Source organism: Pedobacter kyonggii (assembly GCF_004310665.1).
Lineage (GTDB): Bacteria > Bacteroidota > Bacteroidia > Sphingobacteriales > Sphingobacteriaceae > Pedobacter > Pedobacter kyonggii.
In genome coordinates, this window is the sequence record NZ_SIXF01000013.1 from 59,232 (window position 1) to 76,279 (window position 17,048).

Consider the following 17,048-nt stretch of genomic DNA (forward strand, 5'->3'; position numbering starts at 1 on the left):
AACTTAATCAAAGGTTATTTAACAAAGTCCTTCGACAAGCTATCAATGACAGACTCCAAAAGACAGGTCGTCATTGCGAGGAGGAACGACGACGCAATCTTTCTGCTAGTGATTACCATAAAGATTACTTCGTAGGCTAAAAAAGCCTTCTCGCAATGACGATCCTTTGCAGCCTATCACTGCAAAAAAAAGCCTCTGTCATCTATATTGATTTTTTATACAAAATTAACTTTCAGAATGATAACTCTATATTTATGATACAGCCTCTTTTAAATCTAACCCAATTTTAGGCAAGCTTTTTCCGCAACCATTTACGCACTGGCTCGTCGTACCATTTTAAAGTGGCATAGGCCAAAATAATCCCGCCGACTAAAATGAGTAAGGCATAAGGCCAGGCCTGCACAATGGTTGTGCCTTTACGGTTGCTGATCCAGGCTACGTAAAAATAAACCAGCGGATAATGTACCAGGTAAAGTGGATAGGATACATCACCTAAAAATTTGCATATCCTGTACTCTCTTTGCGTTTGCAGTATGCCACTGGCGCCAATGTACACAATAAGCGGGAATACGATGATAATGCAGACAGATTCATAAATCCCGTTCATCCAAAGGTGCTCCGCGCCGCCAATGCGCGGCATATAAAGTACTAGCGCCACTAAAAGACTGCACCATAAAAAGGCATTTTTAATTCGGGTGGGCTTGGCGATACGCGAAAGTAACAAGCCTGCAAAGAAAGGGTATAGGGTTCGGGTAAATCCAATGCGTACCTGCTCTACATTCAATGTCCAGCCACCGCTCACATCACCGTTTGTAATGGCTAGGTGTGCCAGTGCGATGGCCGCAATAACCACTAAGATACTTAATGCGGTTTTGGAAAACTTCCTGATCCACACCGCATATAAAATATTGGCAATGTATTCAAAAAACAAAGACCAGCCCACGCTGTTCATGGGATGCATTTCCTGCCAGCCACGTATATCAAGTGATAATGGTATAGGCAGGATGGTGTAGCCAATAAGCAGTACGAGCAGCATCTTCCAGAGCGGAATGGTGTGAATGAGCGGCCATATGGTAGAATCTGTAAAATAGAATCCGATGGCACCAAGGGTCATTCCTAAAATCACCATGGGTTGCAAACGTACAATACGGCGTTTGAAAAAACTGCCTACACTCATTTTATTCCATCTGTCGTCATAAGCGTAGCCCATTACAAAACCCGACAATAAAAAGAAAAAATCTACAGCCAGATAACCATGATTCACCAGGATATCGAGGTGCCCAGTGCCTAAGGGCTCGGTTAAGTGAAAGGTAACAACAATTATAGCAGCGACACCGCGAAGGCCATCTAATATAGGGTAGTGTGGCTTGGTGGCCAGTTCATTATTTAGGTTAGTACGCATGTAAGGGCTTGTAAAATTGCAAGCCGTAAAAATAACCAACATTCTTTAGCCCATAACTTTGCATCTACAATGATACGTAAGCCTGAAGAGATTGATGGATAAGCCGATTCCGGACATTGTTTTAGGGCTGTTAAGACTTGAAGGAACCGGGTGTTTGGATAACAACAAGGCTTCTTTTGAAAGTCATTTCATAGGATAAGAAGCTACCACTCGCTTTCTAACATTCTATCGATAACCCATGGCACCATGATTTCAATTTCAATCTGAATCAAATCATTTTTATCTTTAAAGTAGGTTAGATCATCGCGCTTGGTGAAACCGATTTTAAAAGAATCTGTTATAGGATTTAGTTTAATTGTTTGTGAGCCATTAAGTGAGACTAAACAATCAGTGCCCTCAAAGCTTCCTTTAAAATGAAATATTACACTATAGCGGTGTGTACTGTCATTTTCTTTACACATTCGCCAAACCTCACTTTCTTTGTGGTAATCTACACCAAGTTGATTGAATAAATGCTTAACCTGCTCTGGGAATATGTTACCCCTATTCTGAATATAATTCAAGCAGTCATTACAATTACAATCCTCCGCACTACCATTTTCAACGACAGCATAGGTTGATTTCGTGCTTTCATGATCAACTGTTAAAACCCAATCTTTAAATGTAAGTATGATCATTGGCATTATAGTCTAATTCTCCTTTCTAACGTTAGGTCGGTTTGTTAGTGATATGTGGTTTTAATTATTCAAACCACTCTTTTCGGTTTTCTAGACGTTCTAAAAAATCGGTAAAGGAAATTCCTATTTCAATATGTGCTTCTTCCTCGACTAGGAACGGAGATAACACAATTCTTAAACTATTATCATTTAATTGTTCTATTGCAATGTACTCTCCACCACCATTTCCCCCAATTGCTAATGTGTTCGGTAAATGCTCGAAAATTTGATAGTCGATATTCATTTCAATTACTTCGTCGAAGTCCCAAAGTCTAACATATTGCTCCCCAATAAAACCTTCAAGTCCCGAATAATTTAAAGCAAAAGTTTTATAATCGTTAGGAAGTTTGAAGTTTATTATTTTTTCTGATTCCTCAAAAGTGGTCTTTGGTTTGTTGGTCCGTTTGGTAAAATTATATTTTGTTAGTATTTCTTCAAATCTTTCCATACAGATGGCGCATGATTGTGAATTTAGTTCCACAAGATATTAATTTTCATCGGGAATGGTTATCACTAATAAATAGATAAATAGTTTTCTAACCATCAAAACAGGAATTAAAGTAAAAAGGGCTTTATGAATTAAAAACATTAATCATTACATTTGCCCTTGGTGAAAAACTTTGTATTCCTTTTTTCTCTTTATCTAATCCTTCTGGGCCTAATGCCTTGCCAGGACAAGGAAGATATGGTTTCCAAGTCACACACTGAAAGCACAGTGCACAGCGATCAATCAAAAGCTGAGCATATGCATGGAGAATCCTGTCCGCCATTTTGCAGTTGTGCCTGCTGTTCTGTCGGTCAGCACTTTCCATCCGAAAAGTTAACAGATCTTATTGTTCCTGTATTCCAGAAACCATACCCGGTTTTCCAGTGCTCGGCGTTGAAAAAACAACCCCTCGATATTTGGCAACCGCCTAAACTCGTTTAATCAATTTTTTATTTCATGGAGCTGTCCGTGAAAAGCATGCTTTTTTACATGCGCAATTTTGTACCATGAGGTGCAATGATGCCCTGCTATTTATTGATTTTTGATTTAAACGACAATGCTGAACAGAATAATACAATTCTCCATCAGGCAGAAACTGCTGGTGGGAATTATGATACTGGCGCTGATTGCCTGGGGCATATACTCCATTAGGCAGCTGCCCATAGATGCCCTTCCCGATATTACCAATAACCAGGTCCAGATTATTACCTCCTCACCAAGCAATGGCGCTGAAGATATTGAGCGTTTTGTAACCTATCCGGTAGAGCAAACCATGGCCACTATTCCTGGAATAGAAGAAATCCGTTCCTTTAGCAGGTTCGGCCTTTCAGTTGTGACGGTGGTGTTTAAGGAAAATGTAGAGATTTACTGGGCCCGCCAACAGGTGAGCGAAAGGCTTACCGAAGTGGAAAGAGCCATTCCCAAGGGGATCGGCATGCCAGAGATTGCACCATTAACAACCGGACTGGGAGAGATTTACCAGTACGTAATCCATCCCAAAAAAGGATATGAAAAAAAATATGATGCTACCGAGCTCCGCACCATTCAAGACTGGATTGTTCGCCGCCAACTCCTGGGCGTAGAGGGCGTAGCAGATGTAAGCAGCTTTGGGGGATACCTAAAGCAGTATGAGATTGCCCTTAATCCCGATAAGCTCAGAAGTATGGATATATCCATCAGCGATATTTTTAAGGCACTCGAAAAAAACAACCAGAACACCGGCGGATCTTATATCGATAAGAAGCCCAATGCCTATTTTATCAGGAGCGAGGGACTTATCAACAGTATTGAGGACATTGAGAACATCGTTGTACGGACCAATGAAAATAGCATTCCAGTGCTGATCAGAAATGTAGCTGAAGTGAGGATCGGTGCGGCCACCAGGTACGGTGCCATGACGAGAAACGACCAGGGCGAGGTAGTAGGGGCTGTAGTGATGATGCTAAAGGGTGCCAACTCTTCTAAGGTTATCGCAAATGTAAAAAACCGGATGGATCAGATTGCAAAGAATCTTCCAGAAGGCGTGGTTATCGAGCCATTTCTCGACCGCACAAAACTGGTAGACAGTGCTATTGGTACGGTGACCAAAAACCTGGCAGAAGGCGCATTGATTGTGATCTTTGTGCTGGTACTGCTTTTGGGGAATTTCCGTGCTGGGCTGATTGTGGCCTCGGTTATTCCGCTTGCCATGCTTTTTGCCATATGCCTGATGAACCTTTTTGGCGTCAGTGGAAACCTGATGAGCCTTGGCGCTATAGACTTTGGGCTAATCGTAGATGGAGCGGTAATTATAGTAGAGGCATCTCTTCATCATCTGGGTATCCGAAAAAACAAAAGCAGGTTAAGCCAGCAGGAGATGGATGCAGAAATTTTTGAATCTGCTTCCAAAATCCGTAACAGTGCTGCTTTCGGCGAAATCATTATCCTCATCGTTTACCTGCCGATTTTGGCACTGGTTGGCATAGAAGGTAAGATGTTTAGGCCAATGGCTCAAACGGTGGCTTTTGCTATCCTTGGCGCTTTTATCTTGTCGTTAACTTATGTGCCTATGATGAGTGCGCTATTTTTAAACAAAACCATCAGCACCAAAAGAAATGTATCAGATAGGATTATGTCTTTTTTTCAAAGGATGTATACCCCAATGCTCAATTTTGTACTTCGGGCAAGGGTGGCCGTTGTGGGCATTGCAATTGGGTTATTTGCCATTTGCCTTATTATTTTCAACTACCTGGGTGCCGAATTTATTCCCACGCTAGAGGAGGGTGACTTTGCAGTAGAAACCAGGGTACTTACCGGAAGCAGTCTTTCTCAAACCATTGAAGCTGCTACACGGGCTGCAAAGGTATTAAAGGCAAATTTTCCTGAAGTAAAAGAGGTAATCGGAAAGATTGGCTCTAGCGAGATTCCTACCGACCCCATGCCGGTAGAAGCCTGTGACCTGATTATTATCTTAAAGGATAAAGGAGACTGGACAAATGCTTCGACCAGGGATGAGCTTGCAGGCAAGATGCAGGCCAAGCTTGAACAGTATATTCCTGGGGTTACTTTCGGATTTCAGCAGCCCATCCAGATGCGCTTTAATGAACTCATGACTGGTGCCAGGCAGGATGTTGTAATCAAGGTTTATGGAGAGGATTTTTCGAAGCTAAGTACTTATGCAGCCAAGATCGGTACTATAGCCAGAAAAATCGAAGGTGCTGAGGATGTTTATGTGGAACAAGCCTCAGGACTTCCACAGGTTATCATCAAATTTCATAGAGAAAAAATTGCGCAGTTCGGACTGAATATCGAGGATGTGAATACCGCTATCCGCTCGGGATTTGCCGGAGAGGTTGCAGGACTTGTATTTGAAGGCGAAAAACGGTTCGATATGGTTGTGCGTCTGGAAAAAGAAAACAGGCAGTCGCTTGAGGATGTGAAGAACCTGTTTGTAACCGCACCCAATGGCAACCAGATTCCGCTGGAACAGCTGGCTGATATCCAGTACAGGGAAGGGCCAAACCAGATCCAGCGCGATGATGCAAAGCGGCGGATTACCGTTGGCTTTAATGTGAGGGGAAGGGATGTGGAAAGTATCGTGAAAGAAATCCAGCAGAAGATTGATACAGAGGTTAAGTTTTTACCAGGATATTATCCAACCTTTGGAGGCACTTTTGAGAACCTGCAGGCAGCCACTAAAAGATTGGGTATTGCCGTACCACTGGCACTATTACTCATTTTACTGTTACTTTATCTTACTTTTTCATCAATTAAACATGCGCTTTTAATTTTTACCGCAATTCCATTGTCAGCCATTGGGGGCGTATTTGCCCTATGGGCACGGGGCATGCCATTCAGCATCTCCGCAGGCATCGGCTTTATTGCGCTCTTTGGTGTGGCGGTACTGAATGGTATCGTACTGATCAGTGAATTTAACAGGTTAAAAAAAGAAGGAATGAAAGATATTCTCGAAATTATCAGAACAGGAACTTCGGTCAGACTTCGCCCGGTTATTATGACGGCGCTTGTGGCCTCTCTGGGCTTTCTCCCAATGGCTATCTCTGGCGGAAGCGGTGCTGAAGTACAACGCCCATTGGCAACGGTTGTTATCGGTGGACTGATCTCTGCAACACTTTTAACCCTTTTAGTACTTCCCGTGCTTTACATTTGGGTAGAAAAAATGGGCAGGAAAAAAGTAAGAATTGCTCCGGTAGCAGGCATAATAATCATGTTGATTACCTTGTTTGGATTGCAGCCTGTTAAGGCCCAGACTGCGTTAACCCTTGAACAGGCGGTATCTTCGGCATTGGAAAACAATAAGGCGATTAGCGGAGCCACCCTGGGCGTTGGGTTGCAGCAGGCGCTCCGGAAAAGTGCCTTTGAAATGCCCAAAACTGAAGTGTCTATGCTTTACGGGCAGTACAACAGCCTGGTTAAAAACGACAACAACTTTACCGTCTCGCAGAGCATTCCATTTCCAACACTTTTCGCTGCAAATGCGGCACTGGGCGATGAACGCATCAAAGCAGGCCAGCTTCAGGTGGCCTCAAGTAAAAACGAACTCATTTTTCAGGTCAAGACGGTTTATACCAATCTTCAGTACCTGTATTCGAAAGAAAAACTGCTGATCGAACAAGACAGCATTTATAAGGGTTTTGTAAAGTCTGCATCGCTAAAGTACAAAACCGGCGAGGGCAACCTGCTTGAAAAGGTAGCCGCCGAGACGCAGCTCAAGGATGTACAGAACCTGCTCGATCAGAACGGGGCTGATATCGAAATTTATAAAGCGCAGCTGGCTACACTTCTGGGCAGGAGCGGACAAGCCCTAATTGCTGACAAGTTTTTAAAGGAAACGCCTGAGGTTTCGATCGGAGATACGGCTCTTTTAAATGAAAATCCAGCCATTGCCTATTTCAGGCAACAGATCGTGATCGCCGAAAAACAGCGGAAAGTAGAACTGGCCAAAGCACTGCCCGATTTTACCCTTGGTTATTTCAACCAGTCGCTAACCGGTTTTCAAAACATTAATGGCAATGATGTTTTCTTTGGTCGCGACAAACGCTTCCAGGGCTTTCAGGTGGGACTTTCCGTTCCGCTGTTTTACAGGGCCTATTCTGCGAAAGCAAAGGCTGCATCAATTAACAGGGATATTGCCTCGAACGACCTGGAGCTCCAGCAGCGAAAACTAACAGGACAATATCAGCAGGCCCTGGGCGAATACCTGAAAAACAGGAAACGTTACGACTATTTTATTACCTCGGCCCTGGCCAACGCGGCATTGATCTTAAAAAACAGCCGGATTGCCTATCAGAATGGTGAAATAGGCTATTCAGAATATCTATTGAACCTTAAACAGGCGAATGGTATTTACGAGGGGCGTTTGATGGCCCTGCTCCAGTTAAGCCAGAGCATCAACCATATTGAATTTTTGACCGGTAACAACAAATCATTTTAAGCATAATCTCATGAGATCCATATATAAACATTTTATCCTGCTATCCTTTCCATTTTATCTGGCTGGCTGTAGTAGCCCCAATTCGGAGAAGGAACCCGAAAAAGAAGCCGTTCACGAAGAGCGCGATATCGTAACCCTTACCCCAGAACAGTACAAGTTAACGGAGATTACCCTGGGAGCTATTGAGCTTAGGGAATTAAGCGGAACAACGAAAGTAAACGGCGTGCTCGACCTCCCGCCGCAAAGCCTGGTATCCATTTCTACACCGCTGGAAGGGATTGTAAAAAGTACCAGTATGCTGCAGGGAAAACGGGTAGCCAAAGGGGAGCTTGTAGCTGTCATGCAGAATCCGGAATTCATTCAGATGCAACAAGACTATCTGGACTATAAAAGCCAGCTGCAGTTTCTAAAGCAGGAGCTCGACCGTCAGGAAGAATTGGCAAAGGAAAACGTAAATTCTAAAAAAGCATTGCAGAAAGCAAGGAGCGAATACCAGAGTGTAAGCGCTAGATTACTGGGACAACGTTCAAAACTTTCCATTATGAATATCAGTTTTTCGGCACTTGAGAAGGGAAATATCCAGAAAACGTTTAACCTTTATACACCAATGGCGGGTTATGTTACGCAGGTTAATACCAATATAGGTGCCTTTGCCAGCACCACTGATGTGTTGTTCAAAATTGCCGATACCGAACACCTGCATGCAGAGCTTACGGTATTTGAAAAGGATGTACCCAAGCTTAAGCTTGGGCAGAAAGTCCGTTTTGTACTGGCCAATGAAGAAAAGGAACGCATGGCTACGGTTTATCTCATCGGCAGGGAAATTAGCAAAGAGCGTACCGTGCAAATTCATTGCCACCTGGATAAGGAGGATACACAGCTGCTTCCGGGCATGTACCTTAAGGCTTATGTAGAGAGCGGCATGAACAAGGTTGAAGCGCTGCCCGATGCGGCAATTGTTGAATTTGAAGGTAAAAAATTCGTGTTTATAGATCAGCCTGGTGATAAGGGGAATAATACTTACCGGTACAGGATGATGGAAGTAAAAGCAGGTGTTGCCGAAAATGGTTACACCCAGGTTTCTTTTGCCGGGCAGATAAGTGATGTAAAGGTGGTGACAAAAGGCGCCTACGATCTGTTAAGCAAAGTAAAGAATGCCGAAGAAGAAGGTGAGGAACATTAAGTGTTTAAGCTTTATAGTTGGCAGAAATTGCTGCCATGAATAACAATTCATTTTTTAAAAGATCTGTATGCACGTTTGAACTGCACCGATTTAAATATTAACTTTAGTCGCCAGATAAATTAAGATGACTACAAGAAGAATTTTTTTGCAAACAGGAATATTGGGGCTAACTGCCACAACGCTGATCAATATCCCCTCAGTTTTTGCAGCACCTGCTAAAGGGAATGTTGCGGGTAAAGACGCTTTTAAATTAGCAATTGCCGGTTATAGCTTCCTTAACTTTAACCTTGACGAATCGCTTAAAATGATGAAAAGGGTTGATGTACATTACCTCTGTATTAAAGACTTTCATTTGCCTTTTAAAAGTACAGCAGCAGAAATTACTGCCTTTCATGTTAAACTAAAGGATAATAATGTAGTTGGATATGCCGTAGGGCCTATATACACCAAAAATAAAGAAGAGATCGACAATGCATTTGATTATGCCAAAAGGGTTGGTGTTGATCTGTTGATCGGTATTCCAGCTCATGCTGACCTTGAGTACGTTGCCCAAAAGACAAAAGAATATAATATTCGTTATGCCATTCATAATCATGGTCCCGAGGATAAACTATATCCAAATGCAGAAAGTATCTACAACCTCATTAAAAACCTGGATCAACGTGTTGGTATATGCTTTGATATGGGGCATAACAAGAGAGATGGGCGGGATTCGGTTGCAGATCTTCAGAAGTTTTCGAAACGTATTTTTGATATGCATTTAAAGAATGTAACTGTAGCGGCAAATGAGGGTACCACTTGCGAACTCGGTCGTGGCGTAATTGATATCCCAGCATTCGTAAAAATGCTGAGAAAGGTTAATTACCAGGGCTGCTGTAGTTTAGAATATGAAAAAGACATGAAAGATCCCTTGGCAGGAATAGCTGAATCTGTTGGCTATTTTAGGGGTGTTTGCGATGGTACCCGCTAATTTCTGTTTGCAATTAATGGTAAATTCATGATTGATATGCGGTCTTTTCCTTCGGCCGCATATCAATTTATACCATCTGTTTGGAAAGGATCTGTTCGCGTAATCTTACTAGGATACTATACATGAATGATACTATATTTGTGAAAACAATTAATGCGAAGAATCAAATACATGCAATTTAAGATTTTGCAGCGGGTTCTGCAGAAGTCAAAATTTAGCACATGAGCATGCCGATTATCGTTAAAAACAAGATTCAGGAAAATAGGATGCTCAAGGTATCGCCATTTAGAAAAGGCGTACGCATCACCGCACCACATAAGCACAATAGCTATTTCGAAATCATCTACCTTTCAAGCGGAAGCGGTTTTCATTATATAGATTCGCAAGATTTTGAGATCTTTCCTAATAGTGTTTTTTTTGTAAGGAAGGAACAAATGCATTACTGGGAGCTTACCTCAGAACCGGAGGGCTATGTTGCCATCATTAAAAAGGGCTTTATTGATCAGAGTATTGACAAAGAGATAAGCAGGCTATTACTGCAATTGAGCAGGAATGCCGTTCTACAATTGAAAAATGCAGCAGCCCTTAATAAAATCTTTCAATTGCTTGTAGATGAGGTTGATGTAGCTGATCATTCATCTCATACAGTTGTAGAAGGATTGTTAAAGGCATTGTTGGGAAAAATCCAATCGGAGGGTGAACTATTGCCCGCAGGTAGAAAGCAGGATGGCAATGGCCTGTGCTATCAGTTCCGTGAAATTTTGAGCCAGGAAAAACAGTTAAAAAACAGTGTTGCCCATTATGCAGGCAAATTGAATACCTCTCCACAGAACCTCAATCTGGCATGTAAGAAAGAAATGAATATCTCTGCTTCGGTGGTACTTTCAGAATTCATTATCAATGAAGCTAAACGTTTATTGATCTATACCGATAACACGGTTGCTGAAATAAGCTTCGGCCTCAGTTTCAATGATGCATCACATTTTGTAAAGTATTTTAAGCGCTTTACAGGTTTTACGCCCCAAAATTATCGGGCAAGCCTTGTTTAATACCATACTATTTTCAAATGTACCGTGAGAAAAGGAATTTTACCTGCTTCTTTGCGGTATTTAATATCCACTTAAGAATAGAAGAGCTTTAATCATTTTTTATACCGTTCATGCAACTCTCCAGATCCATCGTGCTTCTTTTGCTTGTTTTTTTTAGTCAAACCGTCAAGGCTCAAAATGTTACCCTTAAGGGTATTCTTATCGATCAGCAGACCAAACAGCCGCTCGAATATGCCAGTATAGCACTCTTAAAAAAAACAGATTCGACAGTAGTTGGAGGTGTATTAACCAGGTCTAACGGGGCATTTGAGATCAATAAGCTTCAGGTTGGCCAATACGTACTGAAAATAGCTTACATCGGTTATAGGAACAAGTTTATTCCCGTAAACATTAATGATACAAGAATAGTTAACCTGGGTTCGGTTACGCTCACACCAGCCAGCGAGTTGTTAAACCAGGTGAATATTAGCAGTGGAAAGGTTAATGCCTCCAATAAAATCGATAAACAATCTTACCGCGCAGATCAGTTTGAAAGTGCAAAAGGCGGAACCGCAATTGATGTGTTAAAGAACCTGCCTTCCGTTGCTGTTAACGGAGAGGGACAGATCAGCGTTAGAGGATCGACCGGATTTCTTGTACTCGTGAATGGCAAGCCGGTACTTACTGATGCACAGACTGTTTTAAGCCAGTTATCTGCCAATAGCCTGGAAAATATAGAACTGATTACTTCTCCATCTGCTAAATATGATCCTGACGGAAAGGCGGGTATTATCAATATCGTTACCAAGAAAGGTGCTAACGACGGATTTACCTTGACGGCCAATGCCCAGGCCGGACTTCCAAGTACAACTGACTATGACAATAAGGAAAAGCCCAAGCGTTTTGGGGGCGATGTTACGCTGAACTTCAGAAAAGATAAATGGGATATTTCTGTAGGTGGAAATTACCTTAGAAATGATAATGCGGGCTACCGTGAAGGAGATGTGTTTACCAAGAATTTCACCAATAATACCATTACACGTTTTCCCTCGAACGGTGAACGTAGTTTTGATAAATATAATTATGCAGGCAGGTTATCTGCTATTTATACCCTGGATAAAAACAACTCCTTTTCTGTTGGTTTTTTTAGTGGAAAGCGTTATCAGGCCCGTCTTGCAGATCTGGTTTATACCAATAGTACCTCAGATCTTTCAACAGGGCTTCCCATTAAGTCAACCACATATTATAACTCCAACCTGCAAACAAAGGAAGGCACGTTTACACTGGGCAATCTGGATTATACCCATACTTTTGCGGATAAATCCTCATTAACAGCCTCATTGTTATATGAAAATGCAAATCTTTATGGCAATACCAAAAATAGAAATCTTGGTTATCCCAATACAGCCGATACTATACAGTACGTTTTTAATCCCTATAAGAACCCGATAAATGGCTACAGGTTTAAGTTAGATTACGCCATTAATGTTGGTAAAGGGAAACTCGAAAGCGGTTATCAGTTCAGATATGATACCCAGGATGGGCAGTTTGATTATTTTGTAAGCCCTGCCATTTCGCAGCCGGATGCCAACAGGTTTAGAGGAAGTGCCAGCGCAAAAAACCAGATACATTCGGTTTATTCGCAGTATTCGGGCAAACAGGATAAACTGGAATATATTGGAGGACTGCGTTACGAATATGCCACCAGACGGTTAAATCTTTCTTACGATCCCGCAGTGCATGAGCTAGACCTTTCTAACCTTTTCCCCTCCCTGAACCTGCTTTACAATGTTAATGATGGGCTGAAGTTAAAGGCTGGCTATTCCAGAAGGATTCAGCGTACCAATAATTATGAGCTTAATCCTATACCCGAACGAGAACACTCAGAAACATTAGAACAGGGCGACCCGGATCTAAAACCATCTTTTATCGATCTTGTAGAACTCGGACTGACCAGAACCTTTAAAAAGGGCTCTTTTTTTACAACACTATATTATCAGAACATTAAAAATCCAATACAGCGTGTAAATAGCGTTTATGCTGATACGATTTTGAACAGGGTATTTACAAATGCAGAAAAAGCACGTTCTTTTGGCCTTGAAATGGGAGCCAATCTCCAACCTGTTAAATGGTGGAGCCTATATCTGGGCGGTAACGTTTATAATTATAAGGTATCTGGAGATTTAAATGTGCTGGGCAGCAGTTCGTTAGTAGATAATGCAAACTGGGTATACTCGATAAATGCCAATACCAGCTTTAAACTCAATAAAACCTGGAGTGTGCAGGGAAATGTTAATTATTTATCAAAGCGGCCGACTGCGCAGGGCGAAGATTCAAAGTTTCTGGTTCCCAATACTGCTGTTAAGAAAACATTTATGGATGGACGTTTTTCTGCAACCCTGCAGTGGCAGAATATGGATATTGGCATGAACCAATCAAACAGACAACGGATAACAACATTTGGAAAAGATTTTTATACCACCACCAATTATATTTATGAAACCGATGTGTTCATCCTGAATTTCAGCTTTAACCTGAACAAACTTATTGGTAAATCCAAACTTCCTACCAGCGAATTCGGCGATAAGGAGTTTTAAGATGGCAGTAACCTCTATCAATAACATATTCTAAAAATCGGCGTCATCTCCCGAGCAACGCGTAGTGTTCCAAAGGAAACTTCTTCGGAGATGACGATTCATTGGCGCTGAGCTTACATGATCAAAATCCCTGATTTTTACGATATATATTTTAGCATTCCTGTTTTTTGTCCCGCTATTTAATATCGCTAAAAAAAATACTGCACGAATCCACTTTCCGTAGAAACAACAAAATATGTCTTAAATCGATACGGTATTCTCGCATTAACAATACAACGGTGACATGCGAATATCAGACCGCTTCCCCATTCTGTTTTGATAAGAAAAATCGTAACTTGCAGTAGACCAAATATACTAGCATGCAGTTGTTATTGCCCTACGCTGACCCAACGAAATATCTACAGGAACTGACGACGAAGTACGGTTTTTCCTCAAGGGATACCTGGTCCTCCAAGAGCATTATCCTTCCAGAGCATATGGGGACTGGATTTGTTCAGGTTTTTATCAAAAACGATATCCATTTTTTTCGCGGCATTTGGGATTTTAATGAACCTACACAATTTTATTCTCCCGACCCGGTCGGACAGCGAGGGTTGATAGATTTTCGGATCAGCAATGAAGACCAGCTCTTACATTCTGCTGCGCTGGAAGGCGCTAAGAAATTTGGCTGGGAAATTACCCGTGTTGATGGAATACGGTTTTTTATCCCGGAGGCATACTTTATAGGAAATATAACGGAGTTAAGCAGACGGTTTCAAAGCTGTGCACATCATCCTCAAGTTAAACAGCTCATCAAGCAGCTCTTTGAGATTTCCGCCCGCGACTTTTCCAATACCATGCTTCTGGACGCCAAGTTGACGGAATTTATATATTACCTGATCCGCCATTTAAGCCAGAAGGAAATAGAACCTGCTGATGGCGATGGCCTTACCCAAAGACGTCTGGACAGTATAAGAGAAGCACATACCCGGATCATGTCTAACATGGACACAGAAATAAGCGTTTTACAGCTGAGCCGTTGGGTTGGACTGAATGAGTGTGATCTTAAAAGGGATTTTAAAAAAGTATACGGATTGCCGATCCGTCAATATATTATTCAACAAAAAATCCAGATGGCAAACCTATTGGTTGCCGAGAACCATGTTGATCTTGCCGAGGCAGCAAGGAGTTTGGGTTATACCAACATCAGGTATTTCGAAATGCTTTTTAAGCGTTATTACGGTAAAATATAGAAATTCCCGTTTCGACTAAATTAATTCCCGTTTCGATTTTTATAATGCATGCATAATAATTAGTTTCATGTCAGCAAGCAAAACTTGCCGCTAACCAACTATTTTATGCTGAATTTATCTGTGCTTTTGGAGGATAGTGCCTCAAGATTCGGAACCCGTCCGGCTTTCAGCTCCGGCAGCACTGATTTTACTTTTCACCAGGTAAATGTTATGGCCAACCAGCTAGCCAATGCACTTAAAAAACTAGGCATCAGGAAAGGTGAAAAGGTGGCCATGACTTGCCCAAACTGCATCTGGTTTCCGGTTATTTATTATGCAGTGCTAAAAACAGGTGCTGTAATGGTTCCACTGAATATCCTCCTTAAGTCTGATGAAATAAAATACCACCTTCAGGACGCCCAGGCAGCGTTTTATTTTTGTTTTGAAGGAACTCCTGAAATGCCGGTTGGGAAATTAGGTTGGAATGCTTTTGACCAGGTACCTGGCTGCAGGAATTTTGTTTTGATAGGCGCTGACAAGCTTGCTCAGAAAGGAAGTTATACGTTGGCTGAACTGATGGCCGGAGAAGATGAAGACTTTGATAGCTGCGTTACCGATGCAGAAGATACGGCTGTGATTATTTATACATCTGGAACTACAGGAAGGCCAAAAGGCGCAGAACTTACCCATATCAATCTTTATTGCAATGCCGTTCTCTCGACTGAACTGTTTTCCCTTTCTCAAACAGATGTCCAATTGATTGTTCTTCCGTTATTCCATGTATTCGGCATGACGGTGTTGATGAACGCAGGCCTTTACAGGGCAGCTCATGGTATCCTTTTGCCACGGTTTGATGCGAAAGATGTTATCGAAAATATCAATAAACATCAGGTAAGCATTTTTGCAGGCGTACCCACAATGTACTGGATAATGGCCAGCTATATCCATCCCGAAATCACTGATCAGCAGGTAAGTAATGCTTTGCGGATCTGCATTTCTGGCGGAGCTTCTCTGCCACTGGCTGTACTGGAGGGTTTTGAGCAAAGGTTCGGTGTTCAGGTGCAGGAAGGATATGGGATGAGCGAAGGCTCTCCGGTAGTCACCTTCAACGATCCAAAAATCGGTCGCAAACCCGGATCTATCGGTACCCCGGTTTGGGGTGTCTCCGTAAAAATAATCGATCCGGAAGGTCATGAGGTTCCAAACGGTGAAAAAGGAGAGCTGATCTACAAAGGGCATAATGTGATGAAAGGCTATTTCCGCAGGCCAGATGAAACCCGGGAGGTACTTCGCAACGGCTGGCTACACTCTGGTGATATTGCCATAAAAGATGACGATGGCTTTTATTTCATTGTTGACAGACTAAAAGATATGATCATCAGGGGTGGAATGAATATTTATCCAAGAGAAGTAGAAGAAGTGATGATGAAGCATCCGGCAGTATCGCTTGCTGCTGTTGTGGGCCTGCGGGATGACAAGCTTGGTGAAGAAGTAAAAGCATTCATTGTATTAAAAGAAAACCAGCAGGTCGCTGAAAGGGAGATTATCGACTGGTGCAGGGCGATGCTGGCCTCTTATAAGTGCCCCCGCTATGTAGAATTCAGAGCGGCATTGCCCTTAACCGCTACCGGAAAACTGTTTAAAAAAGAACTGAAAAATAATTTATAATGATGAAAAAGGCTATTTTGATAAAAGTGCTTATTTTCTTGCTGCTGGGATCAATGGATGCCATGGCACAGCAAGATACTGTAAAGCTCAAGGACGTAAAATATGGAGGTTTTGAACGTAACCTCATGGATGTTTACCTTCCGCCAGGCCGGGCACCCAAAACACCTTTTGTAATCCTGATCCATGGCGGTGCATGGGTGCAGGCCGGCAAGGAATATGTCAGAGATTTTCAGCAGTACCTGCTCAGCCAGGGTATTGCTTCGGTTAATATTAACCATAGGTATGCCAATGATTCCACTGTTCATTATAAACAGATAATGGAGGATGTAGACAGTGCGGTAAAGTATTGCGCAGACCATGCTGGTGAATGGAATACCCGTGCAGATGGTTTTAGTACTGCAGGTTTTAGCTCAGGGGCGCATCTGGCACTTTTGTATGGGTATACTTCAAAAAGAAAAATAAATGCCATAGTAGATTTTAGTGGCCCCAATAACTTTACCGATACCGCTACACTGAATTATTGTGTAAAGGCAGGACTGATAGGATTGGTAGAAAAAATCACCGGCGACCGCTTTACAGGTGTTAGCCATGTACCAGCAAGTTTTTCGTTGGCAAGTCCTTATACCCATGTTAAAAACATCCCTACTTTCATTGCGCATGGAACCATCGATCCGGTGGTAAAAGTTATCCAGTCGCAGCAGCTGGCCCAAAAACTTCAGCGTATGCATATTCCTTTGAAATTTATTGAAGTGGAAGGCCTGGCACATGATCTGGATAAAAAACCGCAGGAAAAACTAAAACTATACCTGTCAGCTGTTGCATGGCTCAAAAAATACGGACAAAAAAGATAAAA

Annotated in this window: 12 protein-coding genes; 9 read left to right on the forward strand and 3 right to left on the reverse strand. The window is 42.2% G+C overall.

Annotated features, from left to right (window positions below; all coding sequences use genetic code 11):
* Window positions 1-286 precede the first annotated feature (286 nt).
* The 3 genes from EYS08_RS14370 to EYS08_RS14380 all read right to left on the reverse strand — a co-directional run bounded on the left by EYS08_RS14370 (window position 287) and on the right by EYS08_RS14380 (window position 2,566).
* Window positions 287-1,402, reverse strand: coding sequence for an acyltransferase family protein (locus EYS08_RS14370; RefSeq protein WP_131030695.1), 1,116 nt, complete (start codon window positions 1,400-1,402; stop codon window positions 287-289).
* A 203-nt stretch (window positions 1,403-1,605) separates the two neighbouring features.
* Window positions 1,606-2,079, reverse strand: a complete 474-nt coding sequence (locus EYS08_RS14375; RefSeq protein WP_131030696.1) for a hypothetical protein — start codon at window positions 2,077-2,079, stop codon at window positions 1,606-1,608.
* Window positions 2,080-2,143: 64 nt separating this feature from the next.
* Window positions 2,144-2,566, reverse strand: a complete 423-nt coding sequence (locus EYS08_RS14380) for an SMI1/KNR4 family protein (RefSeq protein WP_131030697.1) — start codon at window positions 2,564-2,566, stop codon at window positions 2,144-2,146.
* Window positions 2,567-2,728: 162 nt separating this feature from the next.
* Here EYS08_RS14380 and EYS08_RS26660 point away from each other — a divergent pair, with 162 nt between their 5' ends.
* The 9 genes from EYS08_RS26660 to EYS08_RS14420 all read left to right on the forward strand — a co-directional run bounded on the left by EYS08_RS26660 (window position 2,729) and on the right by EYS08_RS14420 (window position 17,046).
* Window positions 2,729-3,046 carry a DUF6660 family protein gene (locus EYS08_RS26660; RefSeq protein ID WP_394343111.1) on the forward strand — a complete coding sequence of 106 codons (318 nt, stop codon included), beginning with the start codon at window positions 2,729-2,731 and terminating at the stop codon, window positions 3,044-3,046.
* A gap of 115 nt (window positions 3,047-3,161) precedes the next feature.
* Window positions 3,162-7,538, forward strand: coding sequence for a CusA/CzcA family heavy metal efflux RND transporter (locus tag EYS08_RS14385; RefSeq protein WP_131030698.1), 4,377 nt, complete (start codon window positions 3,162-3,164; stop codon window positions 7,536-7,538).
* Window positions 7,539-7,548: 10 nt separating this feature from the next.
* Window positions 7,549-8,721: an efflux RND transporter periplasmic adaptor subunit gene (locus tag EYS08_RS14390; protein WP_131030699.1), complete on the forward strand. Its 1,173-nt coding sequence runs from the start codon at window positions 7,549-7,551 to the stop codon at window positions 8,719-8,721.
* Window positions 8,722-8,845: 124 nt separating this feature from the next.
* On the forward strand, window positions 8,846-9,691 hold the full coding sequence (locus tag EYS08_RS14395; protein ID WP_131030700.1) for a sugar phosphate isomerase/epimerase family protein: 846 nt from the start codon (window positions 8,846-8,848) through the stop codon (window positions 9,689-9,691).
* A gap of 221 nt (window positions 9,692-9,912) precedes the next feature.
* A complete protein-coding gene (locus EYS08_RS14400) occupies window positions 9,913-10,740 on the forward strand; it encodes an AraC family transcriptional regulator (protein WP_131030701.1) in 828 nt (275 codons plus the stop codon).
* Window positions 10,741-10,850: 110 nt separating this feature from the next.
* Window positions 10,851-13,316 (forward strand): outer membrane beta-barrel family protein, encoded by a 2,466-nt coding sequence (locus EYS08_RS14405; RefSeq protein WP_131030702.1) that lies wholly within the window; start codon window positions 10,851-10,853, stop codon window positions 13,314-13,316.
* A gap of 476 nt (window positions 13,317-13,792) precedes the next feature.
* The gene (locus tag EYS08_RS14410) at window positions 13,793-14,548 is read left to right on the forward strand and encodes a helix-turn-helix domain-containing protein (RefSeq protein WP_165456464.1); all 756 of its coding nucleotides are present in this window, start codon (window positions 13,793-13,795) and stop codon (window positions 14,546-14,548) included.
* Window positions 14,549-14,653: 105 nt separating this feature from the next.
* Window positions 14,654-16,195, forward strand: a complete 1,542-nt coding sequence (locus tag EYS08_RS14415) for a long-chain-fatty-acid--CoA ligase (protein WP_131030704.1) — start codon at window positions 14,654-14,656, stop codon at window positions 16,193-16,195.
* The gene (locus EYS08_RS14420; RefSeq protein WP_131030705.1) at window positions 16,195-17,046 is read left to right on the forward strand and encodes an alpha/beta hydrolase; all 852 of its coding nucleotides are present in this window, start codon (window positions 16,195-16,197) and stop codon (window positions 17,044-17,046) included. The genes EYS08_RS14415 and EYS08_RS14420 overlap by 1 nt, the downstream gene beginning before the upstream one ends.
* Window positions 17,047-17,048: the final 2 nt, after the last annotated feature.